The sequence below is a fragment of the Pedobacter miscanthi genome, assembly GCF_003315595.1.
GTDB classification, from domain to species: domain Bacteria; phylum Bacteroidota; class Bacteroidia; order Sphingobacteriales; family Sphingobacteriaceae; genus Pedobacter; species Pedobacter miscanthi.
Window position 1 is genome coordinate 48,168 of the sequence record NZ_QNQU01000003.1, and the last position, 17,536, is coordinate 65,703.

Below are 17,536 nucleotides of genomic sequence, written 5' to 3' on the forward strand. Positions count from 1 at the left end.
TGGTGAAACAGGCAGACACACCTCCTTGTCTCGGTGGCGGAGAATAATGGGAATATACTGGCAACAGTACTAACCACTCCTTGAAGGTTCGATTCCTTCCCCTACAGCTGTTTCAGTATGCAGTAGCCAGTATACAGTTAGCGATAACTGAGAATTGAAAACTGCTTACTGATAACTTTTGAAATGTTGGGTGGTGAAATTGGCAGACACGCCTCCTTGTCTCGGTGGTGGGGAATAATGGGACAAACGCAGTTTATTGGGTTGACCACAAATTAATTTTTTGAACTGTAGCTAACTACCCCTTGAAGGTTCGACTCCTTCCCCAACAGCATTTTTTATGAATAATAAGTTAGTTAATTGAGCAATCCTGGATAGGTTGCTCTTTTTCTTTTTAAGGCTATTTTTACATTTTTGTAGATATATTCCTATATTACCAGTTCAATTTATTCTAACTGTGTAATGCCTGTAATGAAAAAACGTGTATCCATAAAAGATATCGCCAAACAATTAAATATTTCCATTACAACTGTATCGTTCGTAATCAATGGAAAAGCGAGAGAAAAGAACATCAGCGAATCGCTTACCAAAAAGGTTTTGGACCTTGTTGCCGAATTAAACTACCAGCCTAATGCCCTTGCTACCAGTTTACGTACCGGCAAAACAAAAATTATTGGTTTCCTGGTTGATGATATCTCTGAACCCTTTTTCTCGGGTATAGCCCGCCGCATTGATGAAATTGCCTCCAGCCTTGGTTATAAAATACTTTTTAGCAGTACCCGTAACGATACCGAAAAAGCGATAGAACTATTGCAGATTTTTAAAGACAGGCATGTTGATGGGTACATTATGGCCTTGCCCGAAGGTTTGGAAGAAGAAGTAAAAAAACTGATCCAAACCGAGGCGCCGGTAGTACTGTTCGACCGTTATGTACAGGATGTTAATGCCGATTATGTAATTATTGCCAATGAGAACAGCACTTTAGAAGCCACTGAACACCTGATTAACAATGGCTACAAAAATATAGGTTTTGTTACCATAGATACCATACAGCAACAAATGGTTGATCGTTTAACAGGGTATGAAACTGCCGTGAAAAAACATCAACTGCCAGCGATTGTAAAAAAGATCAGTTATGTAAATTCTGCCGAATCGATAAAAGAAATGGCAAAATTCTTTAAGAAAGAAAAACAACTCGATGCCGTAATTTTTGCGGCCAATTATATCTGTTTGGATGGGTTAAGGACTTTCAGAAAAGAAGGAATTCATATCCATAAAGACCTTGCAGTGGTATCATTTGATGATTTCGAGATCCTGGAGTTCTGCGATCCACCTGTTACGGCGATTGCGCAGCCGCTTGAAGCCATTGCCGAGAACATTATGAAGATTTTATTGAACAAGCTAAAAAAGGCCGGGAAAAACGTCGGAAATGCGCAGGTATCGCTCCCTACCATTTTGAATGTGCGTGCATCAAGTGCAAAAAAATAGCATTAAAAAAGGGAACAGATTTAAATCCATTCCCTTTTTATCATGTTCAATGCAGATTAAACTGTCATTACATCTTTTTCTTTAGCTTCTGCGTGTTTATCAACTTTAATGATATAGGCATCGGTTAGTTTTTGTACTTCACCTTCGCCGGTTTTAATTTCATCGTCTGATACACCTTCGCCTTTTAATTTCTGGATTTTAGAATTGGCATCTTTACGGATGTTACGAACGGTAACACGGCCTCTTTCTGCTTCTTCTTTTACTTTTTTAACCAGGTCTTTCCTGCGCTCTTCGGTAAGGGGAGGTACAACCAGGCGAATCACAATACCATCGTTTTGAGGATTGATACCAATATTGGCTACCTGGATAGCTTTTTCAATAGTGGTTAAAAGTGATTTTTCCCAAGGTTGGATTACGATTGTCCTTGCATCAGGTGTATTGATGCTCGCTACCTGCGCCAAGGCTGTAGAAGCTCCGTAATAGTCAACAAAGATACCATCCAGCATTCCGGCTGATGCTTTACCAGCCCTTATTTTAGTTAATTCAGCTTCACAATGATCGATCGCTTTATCCATAGAGGATTGCGCATCCATTAATTGCAATTGTATGAGTTCGTTCATAATTGTATGTATATCTACAAAAATAATATTTTTTTTAATGCTTATTTCACCAATGTACCGATTGGCTCGCCATTGGCAATTTTCATAAAGTTGCCATGTTTGTTCATATCAAACACAATAATTGGCACTTGGTTTTCCTCGCAAAGGGTAAATGCCGTCATATCCATTACATTCAGGCCTTTATCATAAACTTCCCTGAACGAAATTTCGCCATATTTTGTAGCTAACGGATCTTTTTCCGGATCTGCAGTATAAATCCCGTCAACACGTGTTCCTTTTAAAACCACATCGGCTTTAATTTCGATTGCACGTAAAGCAGCTGCAGAATCGGTTGTGAAATATGGATTTCCGGTACCGGCACCAAAAATAACCACACGGCCTTTTTCTAAATGGCGTACCGCTCTTCTGCGGATAAATGGCTCACAAATCTGCTCCATTTTAATTGCGGTAAGCAAACGGGTTTTGATGCCCACTTTCTCCAGTGCATCTTGCAGTGCCATGGAATTGATCACGGTTGCCAGCATCCCCATATAATCGGCCTGAGCCCTGTCCATCCCACTTTTTTCGGCGCTTAAGCCCCTAAAAATATTTCCTCCGCCAATTACGATAGCGATTTCCAATCCTTTATCGTGTACTGCTTTAATGTCTTCTGCATATTGCTTAACACGATCATTATCAATACCGTATTGTTTGTCGCCCATTAGCGATTCTCCGCTAAGCTTGAGTAGGATGCGCTTGTATTTCATGACCTCAAAAATATTAACATTTTTTTAATACCGAGCTATGCTTTTTAATAATTGATGTAAATATTTAAATAGAAATAGTGGTTTTAAGAAAAAGAAGGAATTATTGAATATAAATCTTCAAATCACAACCGTTTAGCTAAAGTAAAAGAACTGCTAGTTGATTGTTAAGCGCCTGCCCTGCTCTGGAAAGATTAATTTTAGTCCATTTATATTTCCTGAAATTAATTGTTGCTTTACTTTTTCTGCGGTTTGTTGCGGAGGTTTGGTATGGGTAACAATAAAAGAGACTTTTTTAAATGCTTTTTCATTTGTTAAAGCCTCAAGTTTCGACAGCTCGCTAAAGAAAAGTTTTGGTGTAAGGTGACCGAACAATTGTTTATCAGGTTGCTCGTTAGGAAAAGAAACCTCTAGAAAGATAGCTTTTAGTTGCCCTGCTGTAATCAAAGGTGCTATGTTTTGCCACAACTTGGCCAGTTTATCCGATTTTTCAATTTCATCGGCCCCGGTATCTCCCAGATAAAGCACATAGCTATCATTATCACTGATCAGGAAAGTGGTACTTTTATAAGGGTTGCCATGGCTAAGTTCAAAAGCTTTTACTTTCATTTCTGTACCCTCAAGCGGATACGTATTGCCCTCCAGTAATGGAAAATATGTATACTTTTTTAGCTGTGGTTTTTCACCTTCGTTGGCAAAATTTGCCCAGGCATCCCAGGTAAAATATTTATCTCTTAAAATGTTGAGTACGGAAGGCAAGCCATAAATGTTTTTGGCAGTATCAGCAGGAGAATTGATAATCAGACCAGCTAAATGGTCTAAATGTCCGTGTGATATCAGATAACCTTTAATCTGCTTCCGCTGTATTTCTTCGCTGATTCCTTTTAACGATTTTAGGTCGATTGCTTTTTGGAGCCCCGCATTTATGGTGCCTGCATCAAAGCAGACGTAATTTTCGGTTCCTTTTGGTGCAATCATGTAAGATGATAAATTACTTTCATCATCACCACCCTTAACACCAAGAGGGATAATGGTAAAGCCTTTATTCGTTTCCTGCGCCGATAAGTTGCTAGCATAAATGGAAAATAAAATAATTGCCGGAAGAATTCTTCTAAACATATTGAATAAATTATACCGTTTCGCCTTTAAAAATCACTTCTTTTAAATTTAATTCATGATCGAGCACTACTAAATTTGCTAATTCGCCGCTTGCTATGTTTGCGGTAAGATTTTCAATCCCGATTAATTTTGCAGGATAACCGGTTGCCATTTTAACCGCATCGTTTAAACTGATTTCGCAATGCATTACACAATTTTTAACAGCTTCGAGCATGGTAAGTGAGGAGCCTGAAAGCGTGCCATCGGGCATTACATATTTGTTCCCTTTTTGGATGTGCTGATAAGGACCTGTACTACACGCCGTAACGGCATCGGTAATCAGGAATAAGCGCTCCTGTAATAGTTTCTGTGCAAATTTAACTACTTCGAAATCCAGGTGTTGCCCGTCGGCGATGATACTGGCCATTGCCTTATCGTGACTGAAAACAGCGGTTGGTATACCCGGTTCGCGGTGATGAATGGGGCTCATGGCATTAAAAAGATGCGTAGTGGTTTGTATGCCTTTATTATAGGCAGCAGTGGCTTCTTCGAAAGTTGCATTGCTGTGTCCCAAAGAAACAACAACACCGTTATCCAGTAGGTATTCAATCACTTCATCATCCTGAAGTTCGGGTGCAATGGTCATCATTTTGATCACACCATCACCAAAATCGATCAGTTTTTTAATTTCATCCAGAGAGGCTTTGCGTACATATTCAGGTACATGTGCACCCAATCGTTTGGGGTTTAAAAATGGTCCTTCTAAATGTAAACCCAGGCAATTTTTAGCCGTTCGGCGGTGTTCTTTTGCTACTTTAATACATTCGTTAAAAACTTCAGCAGAATTTGTTGCCATACAGGCCAGAAAGCCAGTGGTTCCTTTTTTTAGCAAATCTTCTTCCATTATAGTCAAAGATTCGACACTTGGATCGGCAGAAAACAACCTCTCGCCCGCACCATAAATCTGTAAATCTATAAAACCCGGTACAACGAGCGAATGACTGTTTTCTTTATTGCTGCTTTCTTTAATATCTGAAATGATGGCACCGCTGATTGTGATGTCCTGGTTCTTTTTTAAATCGTTGCCCTGAAAATAGGAGGTATTGGGGATTACTTTAGACATATCAAACGTTTGAGTAAATTTAATCTTACACGGTCAAAGTTAAATATTGTGGCTATATATTTGGGTAATAAGATGAAATAACCAAATGAATGAAAATCAACCTAATAGAAGAAGTTTTTTAAAGGCCGGACTCACTTTAAGTGCAGCTACACTGGTGGCGCCAACAATGGCAATCGCTGAGGTAACTGAAAGAGAAGATGCATTTAAGATTGCAGTTGGCCCTTATCTCCAAACTAATTTCAATAACGAAATGACCATTCTTTGGTTAACCAATAAAAATGCTGCGGGTTGGGTAGAATATGGCGAGCATGCCGATCAGTTAAACCAAAAAGCTTATGGAAAAGCTGAACTGGGCCTGATGCAGGCCAATAGTAAACTCAATGCTGTTACACTTCGCAACCTTAAGCCAGGAGCAAAATATTATTATAAAATTGTTTCGAAAGAAATCAAAGATTTTCAGCCATATAAATTAACTTATGGTGAAACAGTGAATAGTTCGGTTGAAGAATTTGTTAACGCTGATCTGAATAAAGAAGAAGTTTCGTTTTTAATGTTGAATGATACGCACGACAGGCCTGAATCTATTCCACACTTGTTGGCATTGGTCCCGGATAAAAAGCAGGATTTTATTTTTTTTAATGGCGATATATTCGATTACCAGACAGATGAAAAACAGATTATTGAGCACATGTTGCAGCCCTGTGTAGATAATTTTGCGAAGCACACGCCATTTATTTATGTAAGGGGCAACCACGAAACCCGGGGTAAGTTTGCCCGTGAATTTCCCCAATATTACATGCATGTTGGTCACGCCGCTTTTACTTTAGGGCCTGTACGTTTTGTAATTTTGGATACCGGCGAGGATAAAGAAGATGCACACCCGGTTTACGCCGGCATTGTAAACTTCGATGATTACCGCATTCAGCAGGCCGAATGGTTTAAATCGGAAATTAATTCGAAAGAATTTAAAAAGGCACCATTCAGGATTGTAATGATGCATATTCCGCCACGTTTCTCGGGCGATGCACATGGGCCTAAGCACTGTACTGAGCTGTTCGAACCTTTATTAAATCAGGGAAAGGTAGATCTGGTTCTAAGCGGCCATACGCATAAATATATGGTTCATCAGCCAGATAAAAACTTAAACCGTTATCCTTTAATTATTGGCGGCGGGCCTAAAACCGGTGCGAGAACCATCACAAAAATAAAAGCTGATAAAAGTAAAGTAACGGTGAGCATGCTTGATGATTCGGGGAAAGAAGTTGGGGCTTATACTGCTTTGAGGAGGTAGGAGAATTGCATGCGGCTGTCCATTGATAGCAAGGTTCCCCCTCATACCGTCATTTCGAGCGCAGTTAAACGCAGTCGAGAAATCTATTTAGGTAACTCTCTCCTGCATATCGTCACCCTGAACTTGTTTCAGGGTCTTTTATGTACGATAGATCTCTCCATTTCGCTGTGCTTCAGTCGAGATGACGACGTCTTTTATTGAAGTAAATGGAATGGAGAGATGATGGATATTATTGAAGTAAAGCGCATAAAAAAAGCCCCAGTTTCCTGGAGCTTTTTTAAATATGTTTTTTTGCTTATGCACCTAATTGTACACGTTTGAAAGCTGTTACAGTTAAACCTTTAGATGTGTTATCTAAGTATTTACGAACATCGATAGAGCCATCTTTAACAAACTCCTGGTTTAATAAAGTACTGTCTTTGTAGAATTTATTTAATTTACCGGCAGCAATTTTCTCAACCATTTCTTCTGGTTTGCCTTCTTGACGGATAACGTCTTTAGCAATCTCGATTTCACGTTCGATAGTAGCAGGATCAACACCATCTTTATCAACAGCAACCGGGTTCATTGCAGCAATCTGCATGGCAACATCTTTACCAGCCTCAGTAATATCAGCACCATTAGCACCTTCAAATACTACTAAAACGCCCATTTTACCATTAGAGTGGATATAAGAAACGATTTTTTCGCCAGATATATTTGCATACTCCTGGATAACGATTTTCTCTCCGATTTTACCGGTTAATTCAGTGATAGTTTCGGCAACTGTACGTCCGTCTTCCAAAGTAATTGCTGATAATTCTTCAGCAGTAGCAGGATTGTTGGCAACTGCAGCAGCTAAAACAGCCTGAGCAAGATTACGGAAATCTTCAACTTTAGAAACTGGTTCAGTTTCGCAAGCTAAAGCAACTAATTTACCATTTGTGCCATCCGCTGAAACAGCGATTGATACCAAGCCTTCAGAAGTAGCATTACCAGAACGGGCTGCAGATACTTTTTGACCTTTTTTACGTAATAAATCAACAGCAGCTTCGAAATCGCCATTAGCTTCTAATAATGCTTTTTTGCAATCCATCATACCAGCACCAGTTTGTTGGCGTAGTTTGTTTACATCTGCGGCAGTAATTTGTACTGTAGACATTTTATTTTCTTTTTTAAAGTTTATAATCTTGTTATAACAATTACAGGTTACAAGTTACAAGCGTCAAGTTAAACTCATGTTAAGCCAACTTAAAACCTGAAACCAGTAACCTGCAATTAAAAAATATTACTATTCTTCTGTTTTAGTTTCTTCTGATGCTGACGCTTCAACTTCTGCCTCAGCAGCTTTTTTACGTCTAGGCTCTTTTGATTCAGGAGCATCAGCTGCTGCTTTAGCGGCTACTGCTTCTTTTTCTGCCTCATCATCTTTTTCGCGTTTGCGCTCGTCTAAACCTTCTTCGATCGCTTTGATAATTACATCAGTAATTAAAGAGATAGATTTAGTAGCATCATCATTCGCAGGGATTGGGAAATCGATGTTTGAAGGATCAGAGTTTGTATCAACCATCGCAAAAGTTGGGATGTTCAATTTTAACGCTTCAGTTACTGCAATGTGCTCTTTCTTAACATCAATTAAGAATAAAGCTGCAGGTAAACGGTTTAAATCAGCAATACCACCTAAAAGTGATTCTAATTTAATACGCTCACGCTGAATCATTAAACGCTCTTTTTTAGATAAGATCGCATAAGTACCGTCTTTAGTCATTTTATCGATGTTAGACATCTTTTTGATTGACTTGCGAACAGTAGCAAAGTTGGTTAACATACCACCTAACCAACGCTCGGTTACGAAAGGCATATTTACTTTTTTAGCTTGTTCAGCTACGATTCCTTTTGCTTGTTTCTTTGTAGAAACGAATAATACTTTACGTCCTGATTTTACGATTTGTTTAATCGCAGCCGCAGCTTCTTCAGTTTTAGTTAAAGTTTTATTTAAATCTATAATGTGAATTCCATTACGCTCCATGAAAATGTAAGGAGCCATTTTTGGATTCCATTTACGGGTAAGGTGACCAAAGTGTACACCTGCATCCAATAAGTCTTGATAAGTTGTTCTTGCCATTGTTCTTGCCTCCTGTGATTAACGTTTACTGAATTGGAATTTCTTACGGGCTTTTGCACGTCCTGGTTTTTTACGCTCAACCATACGCATATCACGCGTCATTAGGCCTTTAGCACGTAATGCAGGTTTTTTCTCCGCATCTAGTTCAACAATCGCTTTAGCAATAGCTAAACGAACAGCTTCTGCTTGTCCTTTTACTCCACCACCTTGTACATTTACAGTGATATCATAACGACCTACAAGTTCAGAAACCTCTAAACTTTGGTTTACGATATATTGCAAAGGTAAAGTTGGGAAATATACTTTGTGATCTTTACCGTTAACGGTAATTGCGCCAGCACCATCTTTTAAGTAGATACGTGCAACAGCTGTTTTTCTTCTTCCTGAAGTGTTAGTAACTGACATTTCTTAAAGTTTAATGGTTTTTGGAGATTGAGCTGCATGAGGGTGGGTTTCACCAGCATACACAAAAAGATTGGTGTAAAGTTTTTTACCCAATTTAGTTTTCGGTAACATACCACGTACCGCTTTCTCGATTACACGTTGAGGGTGTTTCGCCATTAACTCCTTAGGAGAAATAAAACGTTGACCACCTGGATAACCAGTGTAAGAAACATATTGCTTTTCGCTGAATTTGTTTCCTGTCAATTTAACCTTGTCTGCATTGATAACGATTACATTATCACCGCAGTCTACGTGTGGGGTGTACTCAGGCTTGTTTTTACCACGGATGATCATAGCGATCTTCGATGACAAGCGCCCCAAAATCTCGCCTTGCGCATCAACAACAATCCACTGTTTGTTAACAGTTTTCGCATTGGCCGAGACAGTTTTGTAACTTAACGTATTCACTTGCTTGTATTTAATTTATTAAACAATTTATTATTCCCATTAAATTTGGGACTGCAAAGATAGATAGAAAACTTTTATTATCAAATAGTTGAAGAGAAAATTTTTGATATAAAATTGTCATCATTGCGAAGAGCGCAGCGATGTGGCAATCTAACTCGTTATTTTTCTGTAAAGCAGAACCTGCAGTTCTTCGGTTGGTTCAGTCGGGCTTTGCGCTAAATCTTTTTTGCTTTTTTTAAGCTTTGACAAATTTCTTTCTACAGTGCTATTAATTTGTCCAAGTAAAAAACAAAAAAGGATATCGCTGCAATCCCGTTTAGAAAATTTGAGTAAGGTGGTACTATTAATGGTTAATTAAAGATTTACAACCTAATTTGAGGTCGCAATTTGTTACCTCAAAGATTTTTATGATTCTCTAATCCATTAATATCACAAATCGTCAGGCATAAAGCCAATTCTTTTCCTTGGCCCAATTTTCTTATCGATTAGTTTATCCAGATAAGTGAAAACCAGTTCGATATTTCTATCCTGATTGCTTACTTTTTGTTTGATTTCCTCAATTTCGAGTTTAAGTTCGCCGCTATCAATAATAAATTGACGGATGCGAGAGAAAATCCGAACAATCTGGATATTCACTTGAATGGCTTGCTTGCTGTTTAATACACTCGAAAGCATTAATATGCCATGTTCGGTAAAAACATTGGGTAAATAGGTTCTTCCACCCCTTCCTTTTTTTGAGGTCACAATTTGTGACCTCAAAGATTCCCATTCCTCGGTACTTAGCTGGAACATGAAATCATCCGGGAAACGCTCAATGTTTCGACGAATACTTTGATTTAAAACCTTAGTATCAACACCATAAAGTTCGGCCAGGTCACTATCCAGCATCACTTTATGGCCTCTTAGCTCGTAAATTTTATTAACTACAAGATTGTCAGGGATGATAGGAAGCACTTGTTTAGCTGTCATATCATTTAAATTTGATTTAACCTAAGGTACAAAAATGGATATACCTAGGTTAAAATTGAAGTAATATATTTTTTTACATTTTGTTCCCTTTCTTCATAATTTCCGCTGATCAGGAAATAATTAATATCACGTTTTTCGAGTTCAGATTTAAAAAGGTTAAACATCTCTAGCCTTCTGTCGCCAAAATCGCGCAGGTGATCGGCTACCCATTCCACATCAATATCCATCAGGAAATATAAATCGTATCTGATTTCGTTTTCAAGATCACTAAGTATATCAGGAATCTCATTTAAATAATATTGCGAATATATTTTTGTGGTGATTAAATCGGTATCACAAAAAACGATTTTATTGGCAATACTGGTCTTCTCCTTTACCCTTGCCGTTTGTGCTATTCCGATGTTGATGATATCGTTAACTGTTATATCATTTGAAGTAATTAATTCGCGAGCAACTTCAGGAACAAAAACAGTATTAAAATGTAAAGCCATTTTTTCGGCCATGGTCGATTTTCCCGTACTTTCTGGTCCGTAGAAACAAATTTTCTTTACAAAATATGGCCTTACCTGTTCAGGGATAAATTCCCAATATTGAAACGGGTTATTTCTGATCAGCGTAGCAGAAATGGGTGTAAATTTCCTTGGTTCATCAAACAGGATATGTTCGGCCTGTAGATTAAGGGCAAAAGGTGCGCCATAGCATTCGGAACTGAAAAGTATATCGATCTTTAGATAAACCTCGCGCATCTTATTTGCCCAGATATTTGTCCGTTCTTTTAAAGGTAAGGTTTCATTATCAAAATCATCAGCAATAATGGCCGGTTTGATGTTGGGCTGATCTTTAAAGATCTCCCTGATCCATCCGAAACGTAAAAGCGGATCAATTTTGTCATCAGGCGTAAAGCTCATGGAGACGATCAGCTCCTCACAATGTGCAGCCGCAAAGTTAATCAATGCGATATGCCCGTTATGGATCGGCATAAACTTGCCGATTACTAGCCCTCTTTTCATGTCGTTTTAGCGTAACTCCTGTATTCTTTTATCCAATGCCACAATGCAAAAGCAGCAATGATGGTAAAAACCAGGTATTCGACTCCCATAAATTTAATGCCTTTTAAAAAATAAAGGTAAGTGGCCACAACATCGATAATTAGCCAGATAATCCAGCATTCTACCCTTTTCTGAATCATTAAAAAGGTAGTGATCACACTCATTACAAAAATAAACGAATCAACAAAAGGGTAGGCACTTGGTAAATTAAACAGCAATGGGAGCCAGTTGTGAAGCTGACTTGCCAGCAAGCCCATTAATAATGTGCCGGCAATGCCTACAGCCAATAGCATTAAAAATTGCCTTAGGGGCATAAAACTGATTTTGAGTTCTTTGTTTTTATCCTCTTCCCCGGGTTTAGGGTTTGTCCACCGCCACCAGCCCATAATATTGGTTATAAAAAAGAAAACCATCAGAAACATATCAGGGTAAAGCTGATTCTGGTAATACAAAAAGGCCGATAAAAATACATTAACAATACCCGCGGGCCAGCTCCAAACGCTTGCTTTTGCTGAAAGTATAACTGAAATAATTCCTGTAATTACAGCAGAAAATTCGAGATAACTCATTTTATAGCCAAGAACCGTGAAAAATATACTGTGGGCATCGAAAAAATCCATCTTTTCCTTTTTGAAAATCTACAAAAAGCTAATGTAAATAATTTATTTGCTGCTATCGGTTTTCTGTTGGCAAACAATCCAAAAATATAGCTGTTATAAGAATATCTATTGGCTTAGCGCCGTATTTATTAACCAGCAGATTTCTTGTATGCAATATTTCGACCAGATTTTCGGTTATCCAATCCCTTTGTTTTTTAAGAACCTGATTATCGGTTTAGCAGCGATATTGCTTGGTATTTTGATTAAGTTTATCATTCATAAAACTTTTATTTTGCTTTCGCGCTGGTGGGATTCTATTATTATAAAATCAACCATTAAACATTTAAGAAGGCCGGTTGCAGTTTTTATACCGCTATTGTTGCTCAATTTTTCATTAACGCTGATGGAAATGTCTTTAGTATTCAGGTTACCGATTACAAAAGCATTGGAAATTGCCTTAACCATCACTTTTGCGTTAATATTAGTCCGTTTAATCAATGTTTTGGAAGATTATTTCTACCTGAAATATGATCTGAATAAAGAAAATAACCTTAAAGAGCGTAAAATCCGTACGCAGCTTCAATTTGTGCGAAAATTTATTGTCTCGCTCATCATTTTGATTACTGCAGCCATTATTTTATTGAGTTTTGAGAGTATGCGTAAAATAGGAGCAGGGCTGCTTACTGGTGTTGGTATAGGTGGAATTATAATTGGTTTTGCCGCGCAGAAATCGCTGGGGAATTTACTGGCAGGTTTTCAGATCGCTTTTACACAGCCCATCAGGATTGACGATGTTTTAATTGTAGAAGGTGAATGGGGAAAGGTTGAAGAAATAACTTTAACCTATGTGGTGGTAAACATCTGGGACCAGCGGCGACTGATTTTACCGATTACTTATTTTATCGAAAAACCTTTTCAAAACTGGACGCGTGTTTCGGCAGATTTGTTGGGAACCGTTTTTTTATACCTCGATTATACCATTCCTATTGAGCCTATGCGGCAGGAATTAACCAGGCTGTTAAATGCAAATTCATTATGGGATAAACGGGTTAATGTAGTACAGGTTACCGATAGTACAAAAGATGGCGCAATTGAAGTCCGTTTTTTAATGAGCGCTTCCAATTCTTCAAGGGCTTTTGATTTAAGGTGTTATGTAAGGGAAGCCATGATTGCTTTTATCCAAAACCATTATCCCAAAAGTTTGCCGAAGAAAAGGTTGGAGTTTAGGGATACGGGAACAATGTAGAAAATCATGCTTCTTCGTTTTGTGGGGATACAGCCAAGGTATGGAAAAAGTTATCATTTCGACCGTAGTGGAGAAATCTATAAGTAAAGGCTTAATAGATTTCTCCATTTCGTTGCACTTCAGTCGAAATGACGCTCTCTTGTATTATTTAAACATACCTTTCAACTTTGCTAATTTTTCCTGTAGATCGCCATCCGCATCTTTGGGCTCATTGCGCGGCTTGAAGTTTTGCTTATTATTGTTTGCTTTATAATCCTGCTTTGGTTTCTGTTCCCTAGGCTTCTGACTGCGAACTTCGGACTTTGGACCGACCTCTGTTTTCATCGATAACGAAATCCTTTTGCGGGCCACATCAACTTCCATTACTGTAACTTCTACCTTTTGATGCACTTTTACTATGTCGTTCGGGTTAGCCACAAAGCGGTTTGCCAGTTGACTGGTATGTACTAAACCATCCTGGTGAACGCCGATATCAACAAAAGCACCAAAATTGGTAATATTGGTCACAATGCCTGGTAATTTCATGCCGGTTCTTAAATCGGCAATTTCATTTACCCCGTCGGTAAAGCTAAATGCCTCAAACTGCTCACGCGGGTCGCGGCCGGGTTTTGCCAGCTCTTTTAAAATATCGTTTAAAGTTGGCAGACCAATTTCGTCGGTTACATATTGTTGCGGTTTGATCTGTTTTTGCAGTTGTGTATCTTTCATCAGGGCCGAAACAGTGGTGCCGAGGTCTTTTGCCATTTTATCTACTACGGCGTAACGCTCAGGGTGCACACCACTGGTATCTAAAACATTTTCTGCATTGCGGATGCGTAAGAAACCTGCCGCCTGCTCGTAAGCTTTGTCGCCTAAACGAGGTACCTTTTTCAGACTTTCGCGGTTTTTAAAAGCGCCGTGGGTATTTCTGTAGTCGACAATGTTCTGCGCCAGCGTTGGTCCGAGGCCTGAAACATAAGCCAAAATTTGTTTAGAAGCAGTATTCAATTCTACTCCAACAGCATTTACAGCGCTGATTACGGTATCATCCAAACTTGCCTGTAATTTATTCTGATCAACATCGTGCTGATACTGGCCAACACCTATAGATTTTGGATCGATTTTAACTAATTCGGCTAAAGGATCCATCAAACGGCGACCGATTGAAACGGCTCCCCGAACAGTGATATCCTGCGTAGGGAATTCTTCCCTTGCCACTTCCGATGCTGAGTAAATAGAAGCTCCACTTTCGTTAACCATTACAATGGTGATATGCGGTAAATTTAACGCACGTACAAAAGCCTCAGTTTCCCTTCCTGCTGTTCCGTTACCAATGGCAATGGCTTCAATTTCGTATTTTTCGCAAAGCTGTTGGATGGTGAATTCGGCATTTTTTACATTACCCTGCCCGGTATGCGGATAAATCGCCGTGTTTTCTAACAACTGACCTTGTTTATCTAAACATACTACTTTGCAGCCTGTACGGAAACCCGGATCGATGGCCAATACATTTTTTTGTCCCATTGGGGCTGCCAATAACAACTGACGTGCATTTTCGGCAAAAACACGGATAGCTTCTTCATCGGCTTTCTGTTTAGTGAAAACACGGAGCTCGGTTTCCATTGCTGGTTCCAATAAACGTTTGTAACCATCTTCTAAAGCCTGCTGAACCTGTTTCGAAGCAGCATTATTGCCTGTGATAAACTGGTTTTCTAAAATAGCAATTGCATCTTCTGCCGGTGGAAGTGCATCTAACCTTAAAATCAATTCTTTTTCGCCACGGCGCATGGCCAAAACACGGTGCGATGCTGCGGTTTTAACCGGTTCGCTCCATTCGAAGTAATCTTTGTATTTAATGCCTTCTTCTTCTTTTCCTTTAATCACTTCTGCTTTAAACTCGGCCTTTTCCTGAAAATAAGTACGCATTTTAGTACGTGCTTCGGCATTTTCAGAAATCATTTCGGCGATGATATCCCTGGCACCTGCCAAAGCTTCATCAAGGGAGTTTACCCCTTTTTCGGTATCGATAAATTTATCTGCTACAGCATCCAGATCAAAACTGCTTTGATCAAAAATCTGCAAAGCCAAAGGTTCTAAACCTTTTTCTTTTGCAACTGATGCACGTGTTTTACGTTTCGGTTTATAAGGCAGGTAAATATCTTCGAGGAGCGAAATGGTTTCGGCTTCGTTAATCTGTTTTTCGAGTTCAGGCGTTAACTTGCCAAGTTCTGTCATCGATTTTAAAATCGCTTCGCGGCGTTTGTCAAGATCGCGCAATTGCAAAACCCTATCGCGGATTGCGGCTACCTCAACCTCATCTAAACTGCCGGTTGCCTCTTTACGGTAACGGGAAATAAAGGGTACAGTTGCACCTTCATCCAACAGGTTTACGGTTGCGGTTACTTGTTTTTCTGCAACTTTTAATTCGGCTGCAATTATTTTATGGTGGCTTAACATATCCTAAAGGGTAAAATTAAAGGAAGCAAAGCTAATGAGGATTTGCGGGATTTAAGGATTTTTAAAATGAAGTTTTCCACCGAATTTTGTGAGTAAGTTTTTGAAAAAAACGGTAATTACGTACCCTAGCGCTCGATCATCTTATCATTTATAATAAGCCAGTTGTTGGGGAACAGTTTTATTACCCTTTGTTTTTCTGTTTCGGTAATGGCTCCAGTAAGCTCCAATCTTCTGATGTCGATTTTGCTCAGTTCATCAGGGATAACAATATTCTTTGTGAACTTGATTCTTAAAGTACCAATACTTTTTAACCTAAATAATGCTTTCGGAATTTCGGTGATGTTGCTCATGGAAAGGTCGTCAGCTTTAGTTTTATTATCGAAAGCAGCGGTTTCTGAAAGTGTACTGTTTTTATTGATAATTGCCCAGCTCATTTCGGGTTTCATGGTAAAATCTTTATTGTTTTGCGACAGGCCGATAAATCCTGCCCAGATTTCCATGTTATTATAAGTGTGGTTTACGTCATCTTGTAAAACAAATGGCACTTTTACAATCTCTGAAGCTAAATTATTAACATTTGTAATCGGTTTTAATCCGGTTTTATTCCCTTCTTTGGTATAAGGGAAAAACTTTACAATCCAGCCGTCAATACTTGTGATCGTACCATATTTCTTTTCGGTATGGTATTTAACCATATTCATCCAGAAATCTTTATTTACTTTTCCCTTTTTCGCTGCTATAATCTCTTCGATAATTGGGATAAGTTCGTTTGTCCACCACTCTAATTTATATTGAGAAAGGTACTTGGTTTTTTCCAATAGTTTTTTCCAGTCCTGGATTGTGCCTTCTATGGTTACTCTTGGGATTCCGCAACCAATAAAAAATACTTTAAATTCGAAATAAGATTTTACAGTTTCCATAATGGTAACCTGGCTTACAATTTTTGAGGTAGGTGTGGTGGTACTGAAATCGGAAGTTAAAACCTTTACTAATTTTTTGCCGGTATAATCATTAACCTGTTCGTTAAACTGCGGAAAAATGGATGCCCAATCTGATTTTGGATTTCCGATCTGAATGTTATCTGAAATTACAGCTAAGGTTTTCCTTCCTTCAAAATTTACCATTTTAGACCTCAGTTCTTCGGCATTTTGGGTGATGTGCCTGGCAAAACCCTGACTGATGAGTAACCAGAAAATATCGGGAGAGATTACAAATGGCCTATGATCGATGTAGGAGTTTAATATGCCGGTTAAAAACGGATGTTCGCCATACGAAACCAAACTATCGGGTAAATTTTCGACATTTTTTTCAACATCGGCCGTCAATACTTTGAGTATTTCGTTGCTGGGAACAACTTTGATCAGTTTTGCAGGCTTAGAGAGTGTTTCGATTTCTACAATCGTTGCATTTTGACAAAACGTTTTGGTGGATATAAAAATAAGGATGAGTAAAAGTATGTTTTTCTTCATGAAAGAGTTTTTTAGAAAGGGTTTATAGAATAGATGCCTGATTAGCCTGTTTCCATAAATCATTTTAAAAAACTTATGCTTTCTTTTTCTTTGTTTTTTCCAGATCGTGTTCCGCTTTAAACTTTGTTATCCTTGTAATCAGTTCTAATGGTAAAGGTTTATCCAAAGGAAACTGAATCGCGCCTTTGCTCCATTTATAATCGGCAAATTCATTTTTAAATGCTTCGATACCTGATCCGGTTGGATAAAAACCAATATGTTTGGCATAACCTGCAAAATATACGAGAACCGTATGCTGTTTAAAGGCCGGCATGCCATAACTGATGACTTCTTTTGCGGTTGGAACTGCCTTATGAATGGTTTCGCGGATCTGTTGCAGGAGTTTTTGTGTTTCAGCAGGGAAATTGGCAATGTATTGATCGATGTTTTCGGGTTTTGGCTGTTCCATAGCT

At 38.7% G+C, this 17,536-nt stretch carries 17 protein-coding genes and 1 tRNA gene; 4 read left to right on the top strand and 14 right to left on the bottom strand.

Annotated elements, in window-relative coordinates:
* Window positions 1-184: 184 nt before the first annotated feature.
* Window positions 185-329: transfer RNA gene (locus DRW42_RS28675), tRNA-Asp, on the top strand.
* A gap of 139 nt (window positions 330-468) precedes the next feature.
* The gene (locus DRW42_RS03895) at window positions 469-1,485 is read left to right on the top strand and encodes a LacI family DNA-binding transcriptional regulator (RefSeq protein WP_113947536.1); all 1,017 of its coding nucleotides are present in this window, start codon (window positions 469-471) and stop codon (window positions 1,483-1,485) included.
* A gap of 56 nt (window positions 1,486-1,541) precedes the next feature.
* On the opposite strand, the gene frr is transcribed toward DRW42_RS03895, so the two are convergent.
* From frr to nagA, 4 genes are all read right to left on the bottom strand, one after another.
* Window positions 1,542-2,105 carry a ribosome recycling factor gene (gene frr / locus DRW42_RS03900; protein WP_113947537.1) on the bottom strand — a complete coding sequence of 188 codons (564 nt, stop codon included), beginning with the start codon at window positions 2,103-2,105 and terminating at the stop codon, window positions 1,542-1,544.
* A gap of 41 nt (window positions 2,106-2,146) precedes the next feature.
* On the bottom strand, window positions 2,147-2,851 hold the full coding sequence (gene pyrH, locus DRW42_RS03905) for a UMP kinase (RefSeq protein WP_025145390.1): 705 nt from the start codon (window positions 2,849-2,851) through the stop codon (window positions 2,147-2,149).
* Between the two features lie 153 nt (window positions 2,852-3,004).
* Window positions 3,005-3,967, bottom strand: coding sequence for an MBL fold metallo-hydrolase (locus DRW42_RS03910; protein ID WP_113947538.1), 963 nt, complete (start codon window positions 3,965-3,967; stop codon window positions 3,005-3,007).
* Between the two features lie 10 nt (window positions 3,968-3,977).
* Window positions 3,978-5,069 carry an N-acetylglucosamine-6-phosphate deacetylase gene (nagA, locus tag DRW42_RS03915; RefSeq protein WP_113947539.1) on the bottom strand — a complete coding sequence of 364 codons (1,092 nt, stop codon included), beginning with the start codon at window positions 5,067-5,069 and terminating at the stop codon, window positions 3,978-3,980.
* An 85-nt stretch (window positions 5,070-5,154) separates the two neighbouring features.
* Here nagA and DRW42_RS03920 point away from each other — a divergent pair, with 85 nt between their 5' ends.
* Entirely contained in the window at window positions 5,155-6,360 is a 1,206-nt protein-coding gene (locus tag DRW42_RS03920; protein ID WP_113947540.1) for a metallophosphoesterase, read from the top strand.
* A 295-nt stretch (window positions 6,361-6,655) separates the two neighbouring features.
* Here DRW42_RS03920 and tsf read toward each other — a convergent pair whose 3' ends face one another.
* The 7 genes from tsf to pnuC all read right to left on the bottom strand — a co-directional run bounded on the left by tsf (window position 6,656) and on the right by pnuC (window position 11,954).
* Complete coding sequence (gene tsf / locus DRW42_RS03925; protein ID WP_113947541.1) at window positions 6,656-7,501, bottom strand: translation elongation factor Ts; 846 nt, start codon at window positions 7,499-7,501, stop codon at window positions 6,656-6,658.
* Between the two features lie 129 nt (window positions 7,502-7,630).
* Window positions 7,631-8,464 (bottom strand): 30S ribosomal protein S2, encoded by an 834-nt coding sequence (gene rpsB, locus DRW42_RS03930; RefSeq protein ID WP_113947542.1) that lies wholly within the window; start codon window positions 8,462-8,464, stop codon window positions 7,631-7,633.
* Window positions 8,465-8,482: 18 nt separating this feature from the next.
* Window positions 8,483-8,869 carry a 30S ribosomal protein S9 gene (rpsI, locus tag DRW42_RS03935; protein WP_029279076.1) on the bottom strand — a complete coding sequence of 129 codons (387 nt, stop codon included), beginning with the start codon at window positions 8,867-8,869 and terminating at the stop codon, window positions 8,483-8,485.
* Window positions 8,870-8,872: 3 nt separating this feature from the next.
* Complete coding sequence (gene rplM / locus DRW42_RS03940) at window positions 8,873-9,316, bottom strand: 50S ribosomal protein L13 (protein WP_010602007.1); 444 nt, start codon at window positions 9,314-9,316, stop codon at window positions 8,873-8,875.
* A gap of 429 nt (window positions 9,317-9,745) precedes the next feature.
* Window positions 9,746-10,285, bottom strand: a complete 540-nt coding sequence (locus DRW42_RS03945; RefSeq protein ID WP_113947543.1) for an ORF6N domain-containing protein — start codon at window positions 10,283-10,285, stop codon at window positions 9,746-9,748.
* Window positions 10,286-10,329: 44 nt separating this feature from the next.
* Window positions 10,330-11,295, bottom strand: coding sequence for an AAA family ATPase (locus tag DRW42_RS03950; protein ID WP_113947544.1), 966 nt, complete (start codon window positions 11,293-11,295; stop codon window positions 10,330-10,332).
* The gene (gene pnuC / locus DRW42_RS03955; protein WP_113947545.1) at window positions 11,292-11,954 is read right to left on the bottom strand and encodes a nicotinamide riboside transporter PnuC; all 663 of its coding nucleotides are present in this window, start codon (window positions 11,952-11,954) and stop codon (window positions 11,292-11,294) included. The genes DRW42_RS03950 and pnuC overlap by 4 nt, the downstream gene beginning before the upstream one ends.
* Before the next feature lie 148 nt (window positions 11,955-12,102).
* Here pnuC and DRW42_RS03960 point away from each other — a divergent pair, with 148 nt between their 5' ends.
* The gene (locus DRW42_RS03960) at window positions 12,103-13,179 is read left to right on the top strand and encodes a mechanosensitive ion channel family protein (RefSeq protein ID WP_113947546.1); all 1,077 of its coding nucleotides are present in this window, start codon (window positions 12,103-12,105) and stop codon (window positions 13,177-13,179) included.
* Between the two features lie 144 nt (window positions 13,180-13,323).
* Here DRW42_RS03960 and DRW42_RS03965 read toward each other — a convergent pair whose 3' ends face one another.
* From DRW42_RS03965 to DRW42_RS03975, 3 genes are all read right to left on the bottom strand, one after another.
* Entirely contained in the window at window positions 13,324-15,615 is a 2,292-nt protein-coding gene (locus DRW42_RS03965; RefSeq protein ID WP_113947547.1) for a Tex family protein, read from the bottom strand.
* A gap of 125 nt (window positions 15,616-15,740) precedes the next feature.
* Window positions 15,741-17,084, bottom strand: coding sequence for a DUF4419 domain-containing protein (locus tag DRW42_RS03970; protein ID WP_158544276.1), 1,344 nt, complete (start codon window positions 17,082-17,084; stop codon window positions 15,741-15,743).
* A 73-nt stretch (window positions 17,085-17,157) separates the two neighbouring features.
* The gene (locus DRW42_RS03975; protein ID WP_113947549.1) at window positions 17,158-17,532 is read right to left on the bottom strand and encodes an iron chaperone; all 375 of its coding nucleotides are present in this window, start codon (window positions 17,530-17,532) and stop codon (window positions 17,158-17,160) included.
* Window positions 17,533-17,536 lie beyond the last annotated feature (4 nt).